The sequence below is a fragment of the Kitasatospora sp. NPDC089913 genome (assembly GCF_044748625.1).
GTDB lineage: Bacteria > Actinomycetota > Actinomycetes > Streptomycetales > Streptomycetaceae > Kitasatospora.
Map to the genome: position 1 here is coordinate 33,930 of NZ_JBIVGI010000008.1, position 16,434 is coordinate 50,363.

Below are 16,434 nucleotides of genomic sequence, written 5' to 3' on the forward strand. Positions count from 1 at the left end.
GGTGCCCCACCGGCGCACCGCAGTCCGACGGTCAAAGGAGATCCTCGTTGAGCAGCGTAGACACCACCCCCGCCGACACGGACGGCCTGGTGACGATCTTCCGCCGCGTCCTGGAGACGGACGACGTCGCGGCGGACTCGGACTTCTTCCTCCTCGGCGGTGACTCGCTCATCGCCACCCGCGTACTGAGCGCGGTCGCCCGGAACTACGGCGTCGAGCTGACCTTCGATGACTTCGTGCTCGCACCGACCCCGGCCGGTCTGGTCGAGCTGATCGCGGCCGCGGGATGACCGGCCCCACCACCAGCGGCCCCACCACGAGCGGCTCCACGACGAGCGGCCCCGCCGCGAACGGCCCCGCACCGGTCGCCTCCGCCGTGGTGATCGGCGCCGGCCTGGCCGGGCTGACCGCCGCGGAGGAGCTGGCGGCGCGCGGGGTGCGGGTCACCGTGCTGGAGGCGCGCCCACGGGTCGGCGGGCGCACGCACGGGATCGAGGTCGCACCCGGTGCCTGGATCGACGCGGGCGCCGCCTACCTCGGCGCCAAGCACACCGAACTCCTGGCGCTGATCAAGGAGCTGGGCCTCGCCACCACGCCCACCACCATGCTCGGCGCGAGCCGGTTCGCGCTCGCCGACGCCACTCCGGTCCCCGACGCGAACGGCGAACCCGCCACCCGGGACGGCCGGTTCCCACCGCTCAACGCCGTCGCGCTCGGTGAACTGTTCGACCGGCTCGCCGAACTCACCGCCCGGCTCGACCCCGAGGCGCCCTGGCGCACCCCGGACGCCGAACGGCTGGACACCCTCACCGCCGCCGAGTGGGCCGAGCAGGAGCTCGACCACCCGGACGCCCGGCTGTTCTTCCCGCTCTTCCTCGGCGAGATGATGGCCGCCGACCCGGCCGACGTCTCGGTCCTGCACATGGCCTTCTACCTGCGTTCGGGCGGCGGACTGCGCTATCTGAACGCCTTCGAGGGCGGCGCCCAGGAGGACCGGGTCGCCGGCGGCGCGCACCTGCTGTGCGAACGGCTCGCCGCCCGGCTGACGGACCGGCGGCCCGGTTCGGTACGGCTCGGCGAACCGGTGCGGTCCGTCGTCCAGGACGGCGAGGGCGTGACCGTGCACACCGAGGGCGGGGCGGCGTACCGGGCCGACGTCGCGGTGGTGGCGCTGCCGCCGCTGCTCGCGGAGTCGCTCGACTTCCGGCCCGTACGGCCGGCCCCGCGCGCGGGCGAACGGACCGGACGCGGCTGCGCGGTCAAGGTCAACCTGGTCTATCCCGCGCCGGTCTGGCGCGAGCACGGGCTCTCCGGCTGGTCGGTCAACGCCCGGGGCCCGCTGCTCTCCACCGTGGACGACTCGCCGGCCGACGCGCCGGACGGCTCCCGGGTCGGCGTGCTCACCGGCTTCGTCACCGGTGCGGAGGCGCACCGCTACGCGGCCCTGGAGCCGGAGGAGCAGCGCGCGGCCGCCGTCGCGCAGGCCCGCTCGCTGTTCCCGATGCTGCCCGAGCCGATCGGCTTCCACTGCACCGACTGGGTGAACGAGCCCTACAGCAAGGGGTGTTACGCGGCCCTCTTCGGCCCCGGCGACTGGTCGCGGCTCGGCCCGGCGCTGACCGCGCCGCACGGCCGGGTGCACTGGGCCGGCACCGAGACCAGTACCGAGTTCTTCGGCCTGCTGGAGGGCGCGATCCGCTCCGGCCGGCGGGTCGTCGCGGAGATCCTCCGCACCGGGGGCTGACCCCCGCTCCGCCGAACCACGAGCACCACCGGCACCACCGGCACCACCTCCCCGGCACGAGCACCCACGCACGAGTTCTCCCTCACCACGCAACCCGCGCTCCGTTCCACAAGAACCGCGGGCCACCCCCCTCAGGAGACCGCCATGAGCGACGAGAGTTCCTCCCCGGACAACGGCGCGTCCGCCGCCACCGCCGCACCCTCCGCCCCCTCCCCGGTCGCACCGCTCGCCGCTCGCGAGCGGCTGATGGCCGAACCGGAGCTCGGGGCCGGCAACTTCCTCGACCACGCCCTCGCCGTGAACCCCAACCGCGCGGTCCCCTTCGCCTACAGCCACCACCTCGACCACCGCGGCGCGGTGGTGCTGCGCGGCCACAGCCTCCAGGACCTCGCCGACCTGCGCGACCGCTACGCCGCCTGGTACCACGCGAACGGCGTGCGCCCGGGCGAGCCGGTGGCGGTGGTGATCGCCGAGGGCCTGGAGCCGCTGCTGCACTTCCTGGCGCTCACCGCGCTGGGCGCCGTCCCGGCCCTGGTGAACGACGCCATGCGGCACGACGTGATGGTCCGCTACCTCAACCACGTCGGCGTGGTCGGCGTGGTCGCCGACGACACCACCCGCCTCGCCGCCGCCTACCGCCAGGACCCGCAGCGCCGCCCCCGGTTCATCGCGCTCGCCGCCGAGATCCAGGCCTTCGACGCGGACGCCTCCGGCGGCCTGCCCGCCGAGTACCCGTACCGGCACGCGGCGGACGATGTGGTCGCGCTGATCCACTCCTCCGGCACCACCGGCACGCCGAAGTCGACGATGCTGGCGCACCGGCAGTTCTGGGACGGCAAGCAGCCGCGCATGGTGCGCTTCCCGGCCGAGCCGGAGGACCGGCTGATGTCGCTGATGCCGCACACCCACGCCGGCGGTCTGAGCTACTTCCTCACCGCGACCCTGCTCGGCCTGCCGACCGTGGTGATGGCGGACTGGCGCCGCTCGGTGGTCGAGCCGGTGATGGAGGCCTTCCGGCCCACCATGGTCGCCTCCTTCCCGCGCACCTTCGTCGAACTCGCCACCGGCGAGCTGCCGGTGGCGGGCGCGGCCAAGGTGCACTCCTGGTTCAACACCGGCGACAGCGCGCACTACGGGCACATCCGCCGGCTGGTGCAGCTGGGCGAGCGCCCGGCCGGGCTGATCCGGCCCTGGCTGCTGCCGCAGGAGAAGGCCGAGCAACCCGCGCTGCCCGGTTCGCAGTTCGTCGACGGGCTGGGCTCCTCCGAGATGGGCATGGCACTGTTCGGCCAGGTCACCACACCGGAGAGCGTCCGCAACGACCGCTGTGTCGGCAAGCCGCTCGAAGTGGTGCGCCGGGCTGCCGTGCTGGACCAGGACGGCAACGAACTGCCGGACGGCACGGTCGGGCTGCTCGGGATCGACTCGCCCTCGCGGACACCGGGCTACTGGAACAACGCGCGGCTGACCGGGAGCTTCGAACTGGCCGGCTACTGGCTGACCGGGGACCTCGCCCGGCGCGACGCCGAGGGCCGGTTCTACCACCTGGACCGCACCGTGGACGTCATCGACACCTCCGCCGGGCCGGTCTACAGCCTTCCGGTCGAGGAGGTACTGCTGGCGGACTGCGCCGAGCTGGTCCGGGACTGCTCGGTGGTGGGCGTGCCCGGTGCCACCGGTGAGGCGCAACGGCCGCTCGCGGTGGTCCAGTTGCAGCAGGACGCGGAGTCCGCGACCGCCGAGGAGGTCCTGGAGGCCGCCAACAAGGCCCTGGTCGGGGCCGGACTGGCCGCGCTCGCCGCCGTCCGGATCGCCCGCACGGCGGCGGACTTCCCGCTCGGGCCGACCGGCAAGGTGCTCAAGCGCGAACTGCGCACCCGCTTCGCCACCCTCCTCACCGCCCAGTAGCACCGGAATGACCGACCACCTCCTGTCCCCCGCGCGCACCCCCGCCGCGCCGGTGACCACCGCGCCCGCACTCCCGACCCCCGCACTCCCGGCCCCCGCACTCCCGGCCGCCGCGCTCCCGACCGCCGCATCCAGCACCGTCACCACCACCGCCGCACCGCCCCCGCTCCGGCAGCCGTACCAGTACGTCCGGGCCCGGCTGGTGGAGCCGGACTGGCGCCGGCTGCCCGGCTGGCGCGACGTCACCGAGGCGCAGTGGCGCGACGCCCAGTGGCAGCGCGCGCACTGCGTCAAGAACGCCCGCCAGCTCCGGGCGGTCGTCGGCGAACTGCTCACGCCCGAGTTCTACGAGCAACTCGCCGCCGATCAGGCCGAGTTCGCGACCATGCCGATCCTGCTGCCACCGCAGCTGCTGAACACCATGGCCGCGCACTCCCCCACCACCCCGGCGGCGTTCACCGCTGCGTTCCTGGCCGACCCGGTGCGTCGCTACATGCTGCCGGTGCTCGCCGACCGGCACCCGCGCTGGCCCAGCCACCCGAAGGCCGAGCGCGACTCGCTGCACGAGGCCGAGATGTGGGTGGTCGAGGGCCTCACCCACCGTTACCCCACCAAGGTGCTGGCCGAGCTGGTCTCCACCTGCCCGCAGTACTGCGGGCACTGCACCCGGATGGACCTGGTCGGCACCTCCACGCCCCAGGTCACCAAGGCCCGGCTGGTGCTGCGGCCGGCCCACCGGCAGGAGCAGATGCTCGACTACCTCAAGCGCACCCCGGCCGTGCGCGACGTGGTGGTGTCCGGCGGCGACCTCGCCAATGTGCCGTGGCCGCAGCTGGAGTCCTTCCTGCTGCGGCTGCTGGAGCTGGAGTCGGTCCGCGACATCCGGCTCGCCAGCAAGGCGGTGGTCGGCCTGCCGCAGCACTGGCTGCAGCCGCAGGTCCTGGAGGGCGTGCACCGGGTCGCGACGATCGCCGCCCGGCGCGCCGTCAACCTCGCCGTGCACACCCACGCCAACCACGTGCGCTCGGTGACCCCGCTGGTCGCCGAGGCGGCCCGGGCGCTGCTCGACGCGGGCGTGCGCGACGTGCGCAACCAGGGCGTGCTGATGCGGGGCGTCAACGACACCCCGGAGGACCTGCTGGACCTCTGCTTCGCGCTCCAGGGCGAGGCGAACATCCTCCCCTACTACTTCTACCTCTGCGACATGATCCCCAACGCCGAGCACTGGCGCACCAGCGTCCACCAGGCCCAGTACCTCCAGGAGGCGATCATGGGCTACCTGCCCGGCTACGCCACCCCGCGCCTGGTCTGCGACGTGCCGCGGCTCGGCAAGCGCTGGGTGCACCAGGCCGTGGCGTACGACCGCGAACGCGGCATCTCCTACTGGACCAAGAACTACCGCACCGCGCTCGAGGCCCGCTCGGGCGACGCCGCGCCGTCCGGCGACGACCCGTTGGAGCGCCGCCACCCCTACTACGACCCGGTGGACACCCTCCCCGAGTCCGGCCGCCGCTGGTGGACGGAGCGGGCCGCGCGCGCCGCGGCCGCCGCACCGGCCCCGCAGGAAGGAGCAGCACGGTGACCGACCGCACCAGCTCGCAGGAAGCCGCCGCGCGGGAAGCCGGCCCGCAGGAGGCCGCCGCGCAGGAGGCCGCCCCGCTGCGCCGGATGTGCTGGATCTTCCCCGACCGCGAGTCGACCCGGACCACCGCGATGTGGCGGTACTTCTTCTGGGACCTCTACGAGGAGATCGCCGAGGAGCTGGGCCTCTCCTGGTGCCGGCACTCCCCGGACGCCGTCACGGTGGACGCCAGTGACCCCGCCCGCCCGGTGGTGTACGTGGACGAGGAGCCGGTGACCCCGCAGGACACCCTGTTCGTCACCGCGCTGTACTCGCTGCCGTACCAGTCGATGGACATCTTCAACCAGTACTCGCTGTACACGGTGCTGGAGCAGGCCGGGTTCTACCTGCCGTTCCCGCCGTACGTCTCGCTGATCGGCAACGACAAGGTCGCCACCGTGCTGCACCTGGCCGACTCGCCGGTACCGCCGATCCCGTCGATCCGGATCGGCTCCGGCCGGGACGTCGCCAAGCACCAGTACGAGGTGGCGCTCGACCGGCTGACCTACCCGGCGATCGTCAAGCCCGCCGGCTGGTGCGGGGGCGGCGGGATCAACCTCGCCCGCGGGCCGGAGGACATCCGCGGTCTGGCCAGCCTCGCCCAGGGCGGGGACACCACGCTCGTCGCCCAGCCGTACCTGGGCGACGGCACCGTCGACTACCGGGTGTACGTGGTGAACGGCGAGCCGTACGCGGTGATGCGACGGGTGCCGGAGGCCGGTTCGCCGGTGGCCAACGCCAGCCGGGGCGGGACGATGGAGTTCCCGCCCGTCCCGCCGGAACTCGCCGAGGCCACGGCCTACTTCGCCGAGAAGCTGAGGATCCCGTTCTTCTGCGTGGACTTCCTGTACGACGGCGAGAAGTACTGGTTCTCGGAGCTGGAGCCGGACGGCGTGATCGCCCCGGACTTCACCGACCCGGACCGCTCGCTGCAGCGCGACATCGTCCGGGCCCGGTTCACCGCCTACCGGGACGCCCACGCCAAGTGGCTCGCCGACGGCACGCCGTCCGCCCCCGTCGGCCTGATGTCCCCCCTCCCGCACCGCACCCCGACCCCCGCCCCCGCGACCGCCACCCCGACGACCCTCGCCCCGACGACCTCCGCCCCCCGATCGGAAACCCGATGACCGACGCGTTCTCCCTGCCGCCGGACGCGGCCGAACCACGACTGACCGTCGCCGCCGCCACCCTGGAGCGGCTGCGCACCGTGCCCGCGCTCGCCCCCCGCTACGCCGACCGCCCGGCGGCCGTCCGCACCCTGGACGAGCTGGCCGCGCTGCCGCCGCTGCTCAAGGACGACCTGAACACCGCCCTCGCCCACCTGGAGCCGCGCTCCGACACGGCCGCCACCTGGCTGTTCCAGAGCGGCGGTTCCACCGGCGCGCCCAAGGTCGGCTACGCGCCGACCGGGTTCTACATGGCCGGGGTGCACGAGCACTGGCCGGTGCTGGACCGCGCGGACGTGTTCGCCAACGCCTGGGGCGCCGGCCGGATGTGGGGCGCGCACTTCCTGGCCGCCGCGCTGGCCGACCGGGCCGGCTGCCGGGTGATCGCGCTCGGCTCGATCACCCGCGAGGAGTACCCGGACTGGCTGGGCTTCCTCGCCGACCGCGGGGTGACGGCGATCGGCGGCACCCCCAGCGTGCTGCGGCTCTGGTTCGCGCACGCCCGCGCGGCCGGGCTGAAGCTGCCCTCGCTGCGCAAGGTGCTGTGGCTGGGCGAGGCCTGGCAGCCGCAGCTGGAGGAGGACCTCGCGGTGGTCGCGCCCGGGGCCCGCCGCTGGGGCATGTTCGGCTCCACCGAGACCTGGGTGGTCGGCACCAACACGCCCGACTGCCCGGCCGACACCTTCCATCCGCTGCCCACCCAGCTGGTGCACGCCGGAGCGGACGGGCTGCTGGACTTCACCACCCTCGACCCGGAGATGCTCAACCCGGTGCTCCGCTACCGCACCGGGGACGCGGGCGGGCTGACCACCTGCCCGTGCGGCCGCCCCGGCGCCGCGATGCGGGTGCTGGGGCGACGGGACAATGTCGTCCAGGTGCGCGGCCTCGGCCTGCACGTGGACGAGCTGGTCGCCCGGGCCGAGCGGGAGCCCGGCGTCTCCCGGGCCCAGGTGGTGGTCACCGAGGACGGCGGCCGGGCCACCGGCGTCGAGGTGCTGCTGCTGGCCGACCCGGCCGCCGGGGTGGACCCGGCGGCGCTGCGGGCCGAGCTGCTGGCCGGGACGTTCACCCTCAGCACCGCGTTCCAGCACGACCCCGAGCACGTGACGGTCCGGGTCGTCGAGGCGCTGGTCAGCAACGACCGCACCGGCAAGACCGCCTCCCTGGTGGTCCGCGGGGAGGCCTCGTGAAGCTGCGAAAGCCGGCGGACCTCGGGCGCGGCTTCAACCTGTTCTGGACCGGCCAGACCGTCAGCGTGGTCGGCGACCGGATCACCGTGTTCGTCGTCCCGACCCTGATGATCTTCGTGCTGCACGCCTCCGCCCTCCAGGTCGGCGTGGTGGCGATGGCCCAGTACCTCGGCATCCCGCTGCTGGGCCCGGTCGCCGGAGTGCTGGTGGACCGCTGGGACAAGCGCCGCACCATGCTGGTCTGCGACCTGCTCCGACTGGCCGCCGTCCTGGTGATCCCGCTCGCGTACTGGCTGGACCTGCTCTCCACCCCGCTGCTGTTCGGCTGTGTGGCCGTGATCAGCGGCGCCACCATCTTCTTCAACGTCGGGTACCTGATCGCCGTCCCCGCGGTGGTCCCCGAGGAGCGGATGGTGCGCGCCTACTCCCGGCTGGAGGGCAGCAACTCGGTCGCCGAGGTGGCCGGGCCCTCGATCGCCGCCGGCCTCTACAGCGCGCTCGGCGTCGGTGCCCTCGTGGTCGACGCCGCCAGCTACCTGATCTCCGCCACCTGCTTCCGCTACATGCGGCCGTGGGGCGAGCGCACCGTCGTCGAGGGCACCGTCTGGGAGCGGCTGACCATCGGGTTCCGGATGAACTGGGCCGACCCGGTGCTGCGCCGGGTGGTCCTGGCGGCGGTCACGCTCAACTGCGGCGGGCCGGTGTTCGTCACGGTGCTGCCCGTGCTCGCCTACCGGGGCCTGGACCTCTCGGTCGGCCAGTTCGGCGCCGCCATGTCGGTCGGCGCGGTCGGCGCGCTCACCGGCGCCGTGGTCGCCCCCAGGATCAGCCGGCGGCTGGGCCTGGGCCGCACCCTGGCCTGGTCGCTGCTGCTGCACTGCCTGGTCGGGCTGGGCGTGCTGGCCGCGCCCGCGCTGCCCTCCGTGCTCGTGATCGCGGTGACCATGGGCTGCTACGGCTTCTTCATGTCCTGCATCAACGTGTGCAGCGCACCCACCCGCCAGTCCCGGATGTCCGCCGAGCACCAGGGCGTGATGCACGCGGCGTTCCGCACCGTCACCTGGGGCGTGATCCCGCTCGCCGCGCTGGTCGGCGGCCTGGCCGTGTCCGCGCTCACCGACCCGCTCGGGGTCCTGGACGCGGCGCGCTGGACGATGGCCGGCGGCACCCTGCTCGCCGCCTGCTCCTTCCTGCCCGCTCTCGGCGTCCAGGGCCGGATGGACGCCGCCGCCCGCGAGGCGGAGCAGCGGCCCACCGACGCCCGGCCCGAGCCCGAGCTGACGGAGAGCGCACCGTGAGCGCCGCACCGGCCGACGGCGTCCTGCTCGTCACCGGCTGCTCATCCGGCATCGGCCTGGCCACCGCCGTGGCCGCCGCCCGGGCCGGGTTCACCACCGTGGCCACCCTGCGCGACCCGGACCGCGCCGACGACCTGCGGAAGGCCGCCGGGGAGGCCGGGGTGGAGCTGGACGTCCGCCGGCTCGACGTCACCGACGCCGCCTCCGTCGCCGCCTGCGTCGACGGCGTGGCCGCCACCCACGGGCGGCTGGACGCGGTGGTCAACAACGCCGGTGTCTCCAACTCCGACCCCACGCTGGAGATGTCCACCGACGCCGCGCTGCGGGCCAATCTGGAGGTGAACTTCTTCGGCGTGATCGCCGTGAGCCGCGCCGCGCTGCCGCTGCTGCGCGCCTCCGGCGGCCGGCTGGTCACGATCGGCAGCGTGCACGGCGTGGTCGGCCAGCCGTTCAACGAGGCGTACTGCGCCGCCAAGGCCGCCGTCGAGGGGTTCATGGAGAGCCTCGCCCCGGTGGCCGGCGCGCACGGCGTGCGGGTCTCCGTGGTCGTCCCCGGCTTCGTGCCGGACACCCGGTTCGGGATCTTCCCCGACATCGACCGCCGCACCATCGCGGCGGCCTCCGGGCCCTACGCGCCGACCTTCGAGGACTACCTCGCCTGGGTCGGCGGCCAGGGCTGGGAGGCCGCCGGACAGCCCGCCCGGGAGGTGGCCGAGGTCGTCGTGCGCACACTGCGCGCCGAACGGCCCGCCTTCCGGGTGCCCACCAACGCCTGGGCCGCCGACTACCTGGCGCAGAAGCTCGCCGACCCGGACGGCTCGGCCGTCCAGACCCTCGCCCGTACCTGGATCGGCCGCCCCGACCCCAGCTGACCCGCCGCTGACCCACTGTCAGGAGTCCCGCGCATGCCCGCCAAACCGCTGCCCGAACTGATCGACTTCGCCCGCCGCAACTCCCCCTTCTACGCCGACCTCTACCGGGACCTGCCGGAGCGCGTCGAACACCTCTCGCAGCTCCCGCTGATCGAGCAGACCGCGTTCTGGGCCGCCAACTCCTGGCCGGACAACCGCCTGCTGACCGGACCGCTGCTCGACGGCGGCGTCTACAAGACCGGCGGCACCACCGGCGTCCCCAAGTTCTCCCCCTGGTCGCGCACCGAGCACGCCGACTCGGTCACCGCCTTCGGCGCGGGCCTGGTCCAGGCCGGCCTCAAGCCCGGTCACCGGGTCGCCAACCTGTTCTGGGCCGGCGAGCTGTACGGGGGCTTCCTGTACATCGAGAACGCCCTGCACCACGCCCCCGTGGACAACGTCCGGCTGCCGGTCGGCGCCGCGCCCGACGCCTACGTCGCCGGGCTGATCTCCGACTTCGGGGTGGACGTGCTGGCCGGCGAGCCGATGAAGCTCAGCTCGGTCGCCGAGTACCTGGTCAAGCACGGGCAGGTGGCCGAGCGGATCGAACTCCTGCTGTTCGGCGGGGACCTGCTCTTCGCCGACCTGCGGCCGATCCTCTCCCGCGCGTTCCCCAACGCGGCCGTCGCCTCGATCGGCTACGCCTCGGTGGACGCCGGCCTGGTCGGCGCGCCGGTCCCCGGCGACGACGTCCGGGTGCACGAGGCCTTCCCGAACCGGACGGTGGTGGAGCTGGTCGACGACGTCACCGGCGAGCCGATCACCGAACTCGGCGTGCCCGGCCGGGTGGTGGTCACCAATCTGTTCCGCACCCTGATGCCGATCCTGCGCTACCCCACCGGCGACCGGGCCGAGTGGGTCGATCTGGAGCGCGGCCGGTTCCGGCTGGTCGGACGGTCGGTCGAGGGTGCCCGGGTGGGCACCGTGGCGATGCCGACCGAGGAGATCCGCGCCGTCCTGCTCGCCCACGACCCGGACCAGGTGATCTCCGGGATGCAGATGGTGCAGCGCCGCTGGGACGGCAAGGACGGGCTGGTGCTGCGACTCGGGTACACCGAGGAGCCGCCGGCCGGTCTGGCCGGGACGCTGGTCGAGGCGGTGTACCGGGCCCGGCCGCTCTACCCGGACGACGTGGCGGCGGGGGTGATCCACGACCTGGAGGTGGAGTGGGTGCCCCGCGCGGAGCTGGTCACCAACCCGCGCACCGGCAAGCTCCAGCAGGTCGTGGACGAGCGCCCGCCGGCGTGACGCGCCCGTGGGCCGGGGGGAATCCGCTCCCCCGGCCCACCCCGCCGCTCAGGCCGTGTGCGGCTGTCCTGCCAGCATCACGCTCTGGCCCCGGAATTCCGCGATCACCTTTTCGGCCGCATTCCGCACCGTCACGTCGTAAATGCCGGTGCGCCCGGAACGCGTGCGTTCCACCGCCTCCGCCACCAGTTCGTCCCCGACCGCCGCCGGTGCCAGGAAAGTCACCTGCGCGGCCTGCGCCACCGTCACCGGGCCGTAGCTGTTGCAGGCGTAGGAGAAGGCCGCGTCGGCGAGCAGGAACAGGTAGCCGCCGTGCGCGATGCCGTGCCCGTTCACCATCGCCGGGGCCACCGTCATCCGCATCGACGCCCGCCCGGTGGACACCTCCTCGAGCGTGATCCCCAGGCCCTGGCAGGCCAGGTCGCGCTCGTACAGGGCGGCCATCCGGGAATTCGGCACCGCGGCCCCGGCCGCACCCGGCGAGTCCGGCGCCCCCGCCGAATCCGCCGCCCCCGCCGAATCCTCGACGGCCACGGTGTCCACGCTCATGACGCCCTGCTTTCCCCGGGAACAGCCCGAAACGGTCGGTCGGTGTGCCGTGCGTGCGTATTGCACCCGCATTACACCGAGGCCCGTGACGGGCTGTCAACGGTCTCCCGACGGGGACGGAAAGTCCGTCAGGAGAACTCAGAGCAGCCGCTTGATGTCCCCCCGCGCCCGGTAGAACGAGCCGCTGCCGGACTCCAGCACCTCGGCCACCAGGTAGCGCGCGCCGGGCACCCGGATGTCCTTCGGGAACTGCACCCGGCGGGTCGCGTCGTAGCCCGGCGAGACCACCCGCACCCGCAGCCGGGTGCCGTCCTGCACGCACTCCACCTCGATGCCGCCCGCGGCGCCGACCGAACCGACCGCCACCGACTCGATCTCCGCGCCGGCCACCGCCGCCGTCCAGCCGCTGCCGTCCACCTCGGCGGCCTCCGGCAGCCGGCCCTCCTCGGCCGCGCGCACCGCCCCCTCGCTCGCGTCCAGGCAGACCAGCGAACCGTCCGTGGTCACCAGGTACAGCCGGCCGTCCCGGTACTGCATGCTGTACGCCGAGCCGGAGCCGGTGCCGAGCTTCCACAACCGGGTGCCGTCGGCGTCGAAGCAGTACACCGAGGAGTGGTTGTCCCCCGCGAACACGTACCGGCCGTCGGGCGAGGCGGCGCAGGAGAACACCGCGGCGTCGCAGCGGTAGCGGGCCACCTCCGAACCGTCCGCCTTGCGCAGCCGGTGCACCCAGCCGCGCCCCGTACCGGCGAACACCTCCTCCCGCTCCTGCCAGCCGAACAGCACCTCACCCTCGGTGCGGGTGTGCCAGACCGGGGCGCCGCCGCGCGCCGCGTACCGGCTCACGCCGCGCGAATGGCCGTGGTAGACGCCGTCGTTGTCGCAGCGCACCATCCAGCCGTCGGTGCCCTCGGCCGAGCGCCGCCACTGGAACTCGTCCTCGTGGTCGACGGTGGTGATCCCGCCGCGCGCGTCGGCCACGCCGAGCACGCCGTCGTGGATGTCCAGCCAGTAGATGTCGACGTCCTCGGCTATCTCGTACGCCACCCGCGGCACCTTGCCGCCCAGGTCGTACACCTTGCCGTTGTCACAGCCCGCGTAGATCCACCAGTCGTCCGCGACGATGCACTTGACGCCGTCCGGCAGCCCGAAGCGGCCGGTCACCGCGCCGTCGTGGGTCAGCGTGTAGACGTCGCCGCGCTCGTTGCCCACCCAGGCGTGCTCCTCGCCGACGAAGATGCCGAACGCCGCCGCGCCGGAGCTGAACCGCCACAGCACCGGCGCCTGCCGGGCCGTCGAACGGGTGCTGACGATCGCCCGCCGCGTCACCGCCCGCCGCTCGCGCACGCCGCGCACCGCCGGGGCGTAGCCCTTGCGGACCTTCTCGCCGATCTTCTTGGCGGCCGCCGCCGCGGCCTTCTCCGGCGTGGGGTAGGCGGTGGTCTTCGTCTGGCCGCTCTCGCCGATCCGCCCGTAGGTGATGGTGACGTCCACGCCGGCCACCAGGACCTCGTAGAACTTGTGCGCGCTGCCGCTGTCCTCGGACAGCTCCAGGTACGTCGACTGCGTGTCGGTGGCAGTGGCTGACATGGCGTGGGCCCCTTCCGGGCACGGGCGTGACGGGTTGCTTCGGCGCTGCGGGCGCGGTGCCCGGCGACACCTCAGAACCTAGCCCCCGGCACCGACAGGGCCCCCGCGGGCCCCTCCCCCGTCCCGGGCCCCCGTCGGCGGCGCGGGCCGGACCGCACCGGACGGCGACGAACCACCCGCCCCCGCACCGCCCGGACGCCCCCCGCGGTCTGCCCGAACGGACCTTCCGCCGCGCCACCCGCTCTGACAGCATCGTCCGCTCCGGTCACCAGGGGCCGGGATCGGCGACCGCCCGCCCGCAGGGACGGGCGCAGGGGGCGGGAGAACGCGGATGCAGGGCAGCCCGGCGACGGCGACCACCCCACCCCGGGCGCGCACCGGGCACCGGCCCGCCCGCTGGGTCCGCGTCCGGCTGCGGGCCGCGCCCTGGACGGCGCTGCTCAACGGCGTGCTGGTGTTCGTGGTGGTGCTGCTCTGCGCCGGGCTCCCCCGGGGTGTCGACCGGGGCGAGGACGCCGCCCTGCACGACTTCCTGCGCGACCGCGGCATCGGCGCGACCAGCCTGGTCAGCCGCTCCGACCTCCGCCACGACGACGACTCCGCCACCCTGGCCTCGGTCGCCGCGCACCTGACCGCCCGCACCGGCGGGGAGTTCCGCGTCTCGGCGAGCGGACCGGTGTTCGGCGTCCGCGGCATCAGCTCGAAGATCCTCGGCAATCCGCAGCTGTCCCGGCCCGACGGCCCGTCCCCGCGCCTGGAACTGCGCCACCTGGCCGGGCTCGCCGAACACGCCACCCTGGTCGAGGGCCGCTGGCCGAGCGCCACCCCCGGCCGGCCGCTGGCGATCGTGATCGCGGAGCAGGCGGCCGAGAAGCTGAACATCCGGGTCGGCGACGTGCTGACGGAGGAACACCTGCCCGGCGGCAGGCCGTCGCCGGACACCGAGGTGGTCGGCACCTTCCGGGTGAACGACGACCACGACCCGTACTGGACCGACCTCTACTGCCTGCGCTGGCCCTGTCTGGAGATCCCGGAGACCTTCGAGTGGCTCCGGCTCTGGAAGGCGGTCGGCCTGACCGGCGGCGACGACCTGCCCCGGCTGATGGAGTGGGCCAAGGGCGGTGAACTCTCCTGGCGGCTGCCCGTCGACCCGGACTCGCTGCGCGCCGACCGGCTGCCCGAGGCCGCCCACGAACTCGCGAGCTACCTGAGCGGCCCCACCGGCGCCGAGCTGGCGGCCGCCACCGGCCGCTCCGACCTGCGCACCTTCTCCACGCTGCCGGACCTCTTCGCGCTCGCCACCGCCCGCCGGGACGCCGCCGCCCCGCTGGCGGCGCTCGGTCCGGCCGGGCTGGCCGGCGTCGTCACCGTCGTCCTGTGCCTGGCCGCCGCGCTGGCCGCCGACCGGCGCGGCCCCGAACTCCTGCTGCTCCAGGCCCGCGGCGGCTCCCGCCGGGGCCTGCTGCGGAGGCTGCTCGGCGAGGGTGCCGCGGTGGTCCTGCCCGGCGCCGCCCTCGGGACCCTGCTCGCCCTCCTGCTGCTGCCCACCCCCCGCTGGGGCCCCGCGCTGTCCGCCGCGGTGGCGGCCACCCTGTGCGCGCTGCTGGCCTTCCCGGCCCGCGCCCTGGTGCTGCTGACCCCCCGTCGTGCCGTCCGGCGCGGCGGTGCGCGCCGGCTCGTCGGGGAACTCGGCCTGCTCCTGCTGACGGCCGCCGCGGTGGTCGAGGTCCGCCGGCGCGGCGCCGCCCCGCCCGGCGCCGGGATCGACCCGCTGCTGGTCGCCGCCCCGCTGCTGATCGCCCTCTGCACCGGCCTGCTGCTGGCCCGGATCCAGCCGCCGCTGATCGGTGCCCTGGCCCGGGCGGTCGGCCGGCGGCGCGGCGCGGTCGGCTTCCTCGGACTGGCCGGCGCGGCGCGCGGCGCCGGCGGCCGACCGCGCCCGGCCGTGCTGCCGACGCTCGCGCTGCTGCTCGCCGTCACCACGGCCGGGTTCGGCGCCGACGTGATCGGGGCGGTCGACTCCGGCCGGACCCGCGAGGCCCGCCTCGCCACCGGCGGCGACGTCATGGTGAGCGCCCCCAAGGGCTTCGGCCTGGCCGGTTCCTTCGCCGAGCGGGCCGGCCGGCTGCCCGGCGTCCGGGCCGCCACCGAGGTCACCCTGCTCACCGACGCGGCGGTGCTGCGCCCGGACCGGCCCCACCTCACCATCAGCCTGGTGGTCGTCGAGCCGACGGCCTACGCGGAGATCTCCCGCTCCCTCGGACGCGGCGCCTTCGACCCGGCGCTGCTGGCCGCGCCCGACGGCCCGACCGGACCGGACGCGCGCGAGGTCCCCGTCCCCGCCCTGTACTCGCGCGGGCTGGTCGAGCAGCTCGGCGGCCGGGCCGGGGCGGAGCGGATCTACCTGACCAGCACCGGCGAACTGCGCGCCCAGTACGCGGGCACGATCGACGCCACCCCGGCGCTGCGCGACTCCACCCACCCGTTCGTCGTGCTCCCGGCCGGGCCCGCCACCGCCCGGGTGCCCGGACTCGCGGACCACGGCCACTGGTTCGCCGTCGGCGACATCGACGCGACGGCCGTCCGCTCGCTGACCCGCGACCTGCCCGTGCACCCGATCGTCGCGGACACCGCGCGGCGGACCGGCGTCCCGGTGGTCGGCCCGGACCCGGACGACATCCCGGACGGCTACCTGGTGAAGACCAGCGCCGCGCTCACCGCCGAACTCACCGAGGACCCGCTGCGGCAGGCCGCGGTCCTGGTGTTCCGGGTCGGGACCGCCGGGGCCGGCGCGTTCGCCCTGATCGCCGCCCTGCTCACACTCGTCCGCGCCGCCCCCGACCGGTCCGCCGCGCTGGCCCGGCTGCGCACCATGGGGCTGCGCCCCCGTCAGGGGCTGGCGCTGATCCTGGTCGAGACCCTGCCGCAGACGCTGCTCGCGGCGGCCGGCGGCCTGCTGGCCTCGCTCGCCGCCGTCGTCCTGCTCGGCCCGGCGCTCGACCTGTCCGCCCTGCTCGGCACCGACGTGCCGCCGGGCCTGCCGCTGCGCCCGGGCGCGGTCCTCCCCCCTGCGCTGGCGCTGACCGCGCTGGTCACCGTCGGGGTGCTCGCGCAGGCCCTGATCGCCGGGCGCCGCCAGGTCGCCAAGGAACTCCGGGCCGGCGACACGGTCTGACCCCGGCCCGGACCGGCCCGCCGGAGGAACCTTG

12 protein-coding genes are annotated in these 16,434 nt (G+C 74.7%); 10 read left to right on the forward strand and 2 right to left on the reverse strand.

Annotated features, from left to right (window positions below):
• Nucleotides 1-47: 47 nt before the first annotated feature.
• From ACIPYS_RS14990 to ACIPYS_RS15030, 9 genes are all read left to right on the forward strand, one after another.
• Nucleotides 48-290, forward strand: coding sequence for a phosphopantetheine-binding protein (locus ACIPYS_RS14990; RefSeq protein ID WP_400746316.1), 243 nt, complete (start codon nucleotides 48-50; stop codon nucleotides 288-290).
• The gene (locus ACIPYS_RS14995) at nucleotides 287-1,744 is read left to right on the forward strand and encodes a flavin monoamine oxidase family protein (RefSeq protein ID WP_400746318.1); all 1,458 of its coding nucleotides are present in this window, start codon (nucleotides 287-289) and stop codon (nucleotides 1,742-1,744) included. The genes ACIPYS_RS14990 and ACIPYS_RS14995 overlap by 4 nt, the downstream gene beginning before the upstream one ends.
• Nucleotides 1,745-1,888: 144 nt before the next feature.
• Complete coding sequence (locus ACIPYS_RS15000) at nucleotides 1,889-3,652, forward strand: class I adenylate-forming enzyme family protein (RefSeq protein WP_400746320.1); 1,764 nt, start codon at nucleotides 1,889-1,891, stop codon at nucleotides 3,650-3,652.
• A gap of 7 nt (nucleotides 3,653-3,659) precedes the next feature.
• Nucleotides 3,660-5,234 carry a KamA family radical SAM protein gene (locus ACIPYS_RS15005; RefSeq protein ID WP_400746322.1) on the forward strand — a complete coding sequence of 525 codons (1,575 nt, stop codon included), beginning with the start codon at nucleotides 3,660-3,662 and terminating at the stop codon, nucleotides 5,232-5,234.
• Entirely contained in the window at nucleotides 5,231-6,400 is a 1,170-nt protein-coding gene (locus ACIPYS_RS15010; protein WP_400746323.1) for a RimK family alpha-L-glutamate ligase, read from the forward strand. Before ACIPYS_RS15005 ends, ACIPYS_RS15010 begins: the two co-directional genes overlap by 4 nt.
• Complete coding sequence (locus ACIPYS_RS15015; RefSeq protein ID WP_093862951.1) at nucleotides 6,397-7,629, forward strand: phenylacetate--CoA ligase family protein; 1,233 nt, start codon at nucleotides 6,397-6,399, stop codon at nucleotides 7,627-7,629. Before ACIPYS_RS15010 ends, ACIPYS_RS15015 begins: the two co-directional genes overlap by 4 nt.
• On the forward strand, nucleotides 7,626-8,927 hold the full coding sequence (locus ACIPYS_RS15020; protein WP_107452618.1) for an MFS transporter: 1,302 nt from the start codon (nucleotides 7,626-7,628) through the stop codon (nucleotides 8,925-8,927). Before ACIPYS_RS15015 ends, ACIPYS_RS15020 begins: the two co-directional genes overlap by 4 nt.
• On the forward strand, nucleotides 8,924-9,799 hold the full coding sequence (locus ACIPYS_RS15025; RefSeq protein ID WP_093862950.1) for an SDR family NAD(P)-dependent oxidoreductase: 876 nt from the start codon (nucleotides 8,924-8,926) through the stop codon (nucleotides 9,797-9,799). Before ACIPYS_RS15020 ends, ACIPYS_RS15025 begins: the two co-directional genes overlap by 4 nt.
• Nucleotides 9,800-9,832: 33 nt before the next feature.
• Complete coding sequence (locus ACIPYS_RS15030) at nucleotides 9,833-11,086, forward strand: phenylacetate--CoA ligase family protein (RefSeq protein ID WP_400746325.1); 1,254 nt, start codon at nucleotides 9,833-9,835, stop codon at nucleotides 11,084-11,086.
• Nucleotides 11,087-11,134: 48 nt separating this feature from the next.
• Here the strand turns inward: ACIPYS_RS15030 and paaI are convergent, their stop codons facing one another.
• Complete coding sequence (gene paaI / locus ACIPYS_RS15035; RefSeq protein ID WP_400746327.1) at nucleotides 11,135-11,635, reverse strand: hydroxyphenylacetyl-CoA thioesterase PaaI; 501 nt, start codon at nucleotides 11,633-11,635, stop codon at nucleotides 11,135-11,137.
• A gap of 138 nt (nucleotides 11,636-11,773) precedes the next feature.
• Complete coding sequence (locus tag ACIPYS_RS15040) at nucleotides 11,774-13,225, reverse strand: WGR domain-containing protein (RefSeq protein ID WP_093862948.1); 1,452 nt, start codon at nucleotides 13,223-13,225, stop codon at nucleotides 11,774-11,776.
• Between the two features lie 331 nt (nucleotides 13,226-13,556).
• Between ACIPYS_RS15040 and ACIPYS_RS15045 the strand changes: the two genes are divergently transcribed.
• The gene (locus ACIPYS_RS15045) at nucleotides 13,557-16,400 is read left to right on the forward strand and encodes a hypothetical protein (protein WP_400746329.1); all 2,844 of its coding nucleotides are present in this window, start codon (nucleotides 13,557-13,559) and stop codon (nucleotides 16,398-16,400) included.
• The last annotated feature ends 34 nt before the right edge of the window (nucleotides 16,401-16,434 follow it).

Bases quoted from the DNA above. Each gene is read 5' to 3' on its own strand.
- ACIPYS_RS15030 (WP_400746325.1), top strand. From the start codon at position 9,833: ATGCCCGCCAAACCGCTGCCCGAACTGATCGACTTCGCCCGCCGCAAC.
- ACIPYS_RS15045 (WP_400746329.1), top strand. From the start codon at position 13,557: ATGCAGGGCAGCCCGGCGACGGCGACCACCCCACCCCGGGCGCGCACC.
- paaI (WP_400746327.1), bottom strand. From the start codon at position 11,635: ATGAGCGTGGACACCGTGGCCGTCGAGGATTCGGCGGGGGCGGCGGAT.
- ACIPYS_RS15000 (WP_400746320.1), top strand. From the start codon at position 1,889: ATGAGCGACGAGAGTTCCTCCCCGGACAACGGCGCGTCCGCCGCCACC.
- ACIPYS_RS15040 (WP_093862948.1), bottom strand. From the start codon at position 13,225: ATGTCAGCCACTGCCACCGACACGCAGTCGACGTACCTGGAGCTGTCC.
- ACIPYS_RS15005 (WP_400746322.1), top strand. From the start codon at position 3,660: ATGACCGACCACCTCCTGTCCCCCGCGCGCACCCCCGCCGCGCCGGTG.
- ACIPYS_RS14995 (WP_400746318.1), top strand. From the start codon at position 287: ATGACCGGCCCCACCACCAGCGGCCCCACCACGAGCGGCTCCACGACG.
- ACIPYS_RS15015 (WP_093862951.1), top strand. From the start codon at position 6,397: ATGACCGACGCGTTCTCCCTGCCGCCGGACGCGGCCGAACCACGACTG.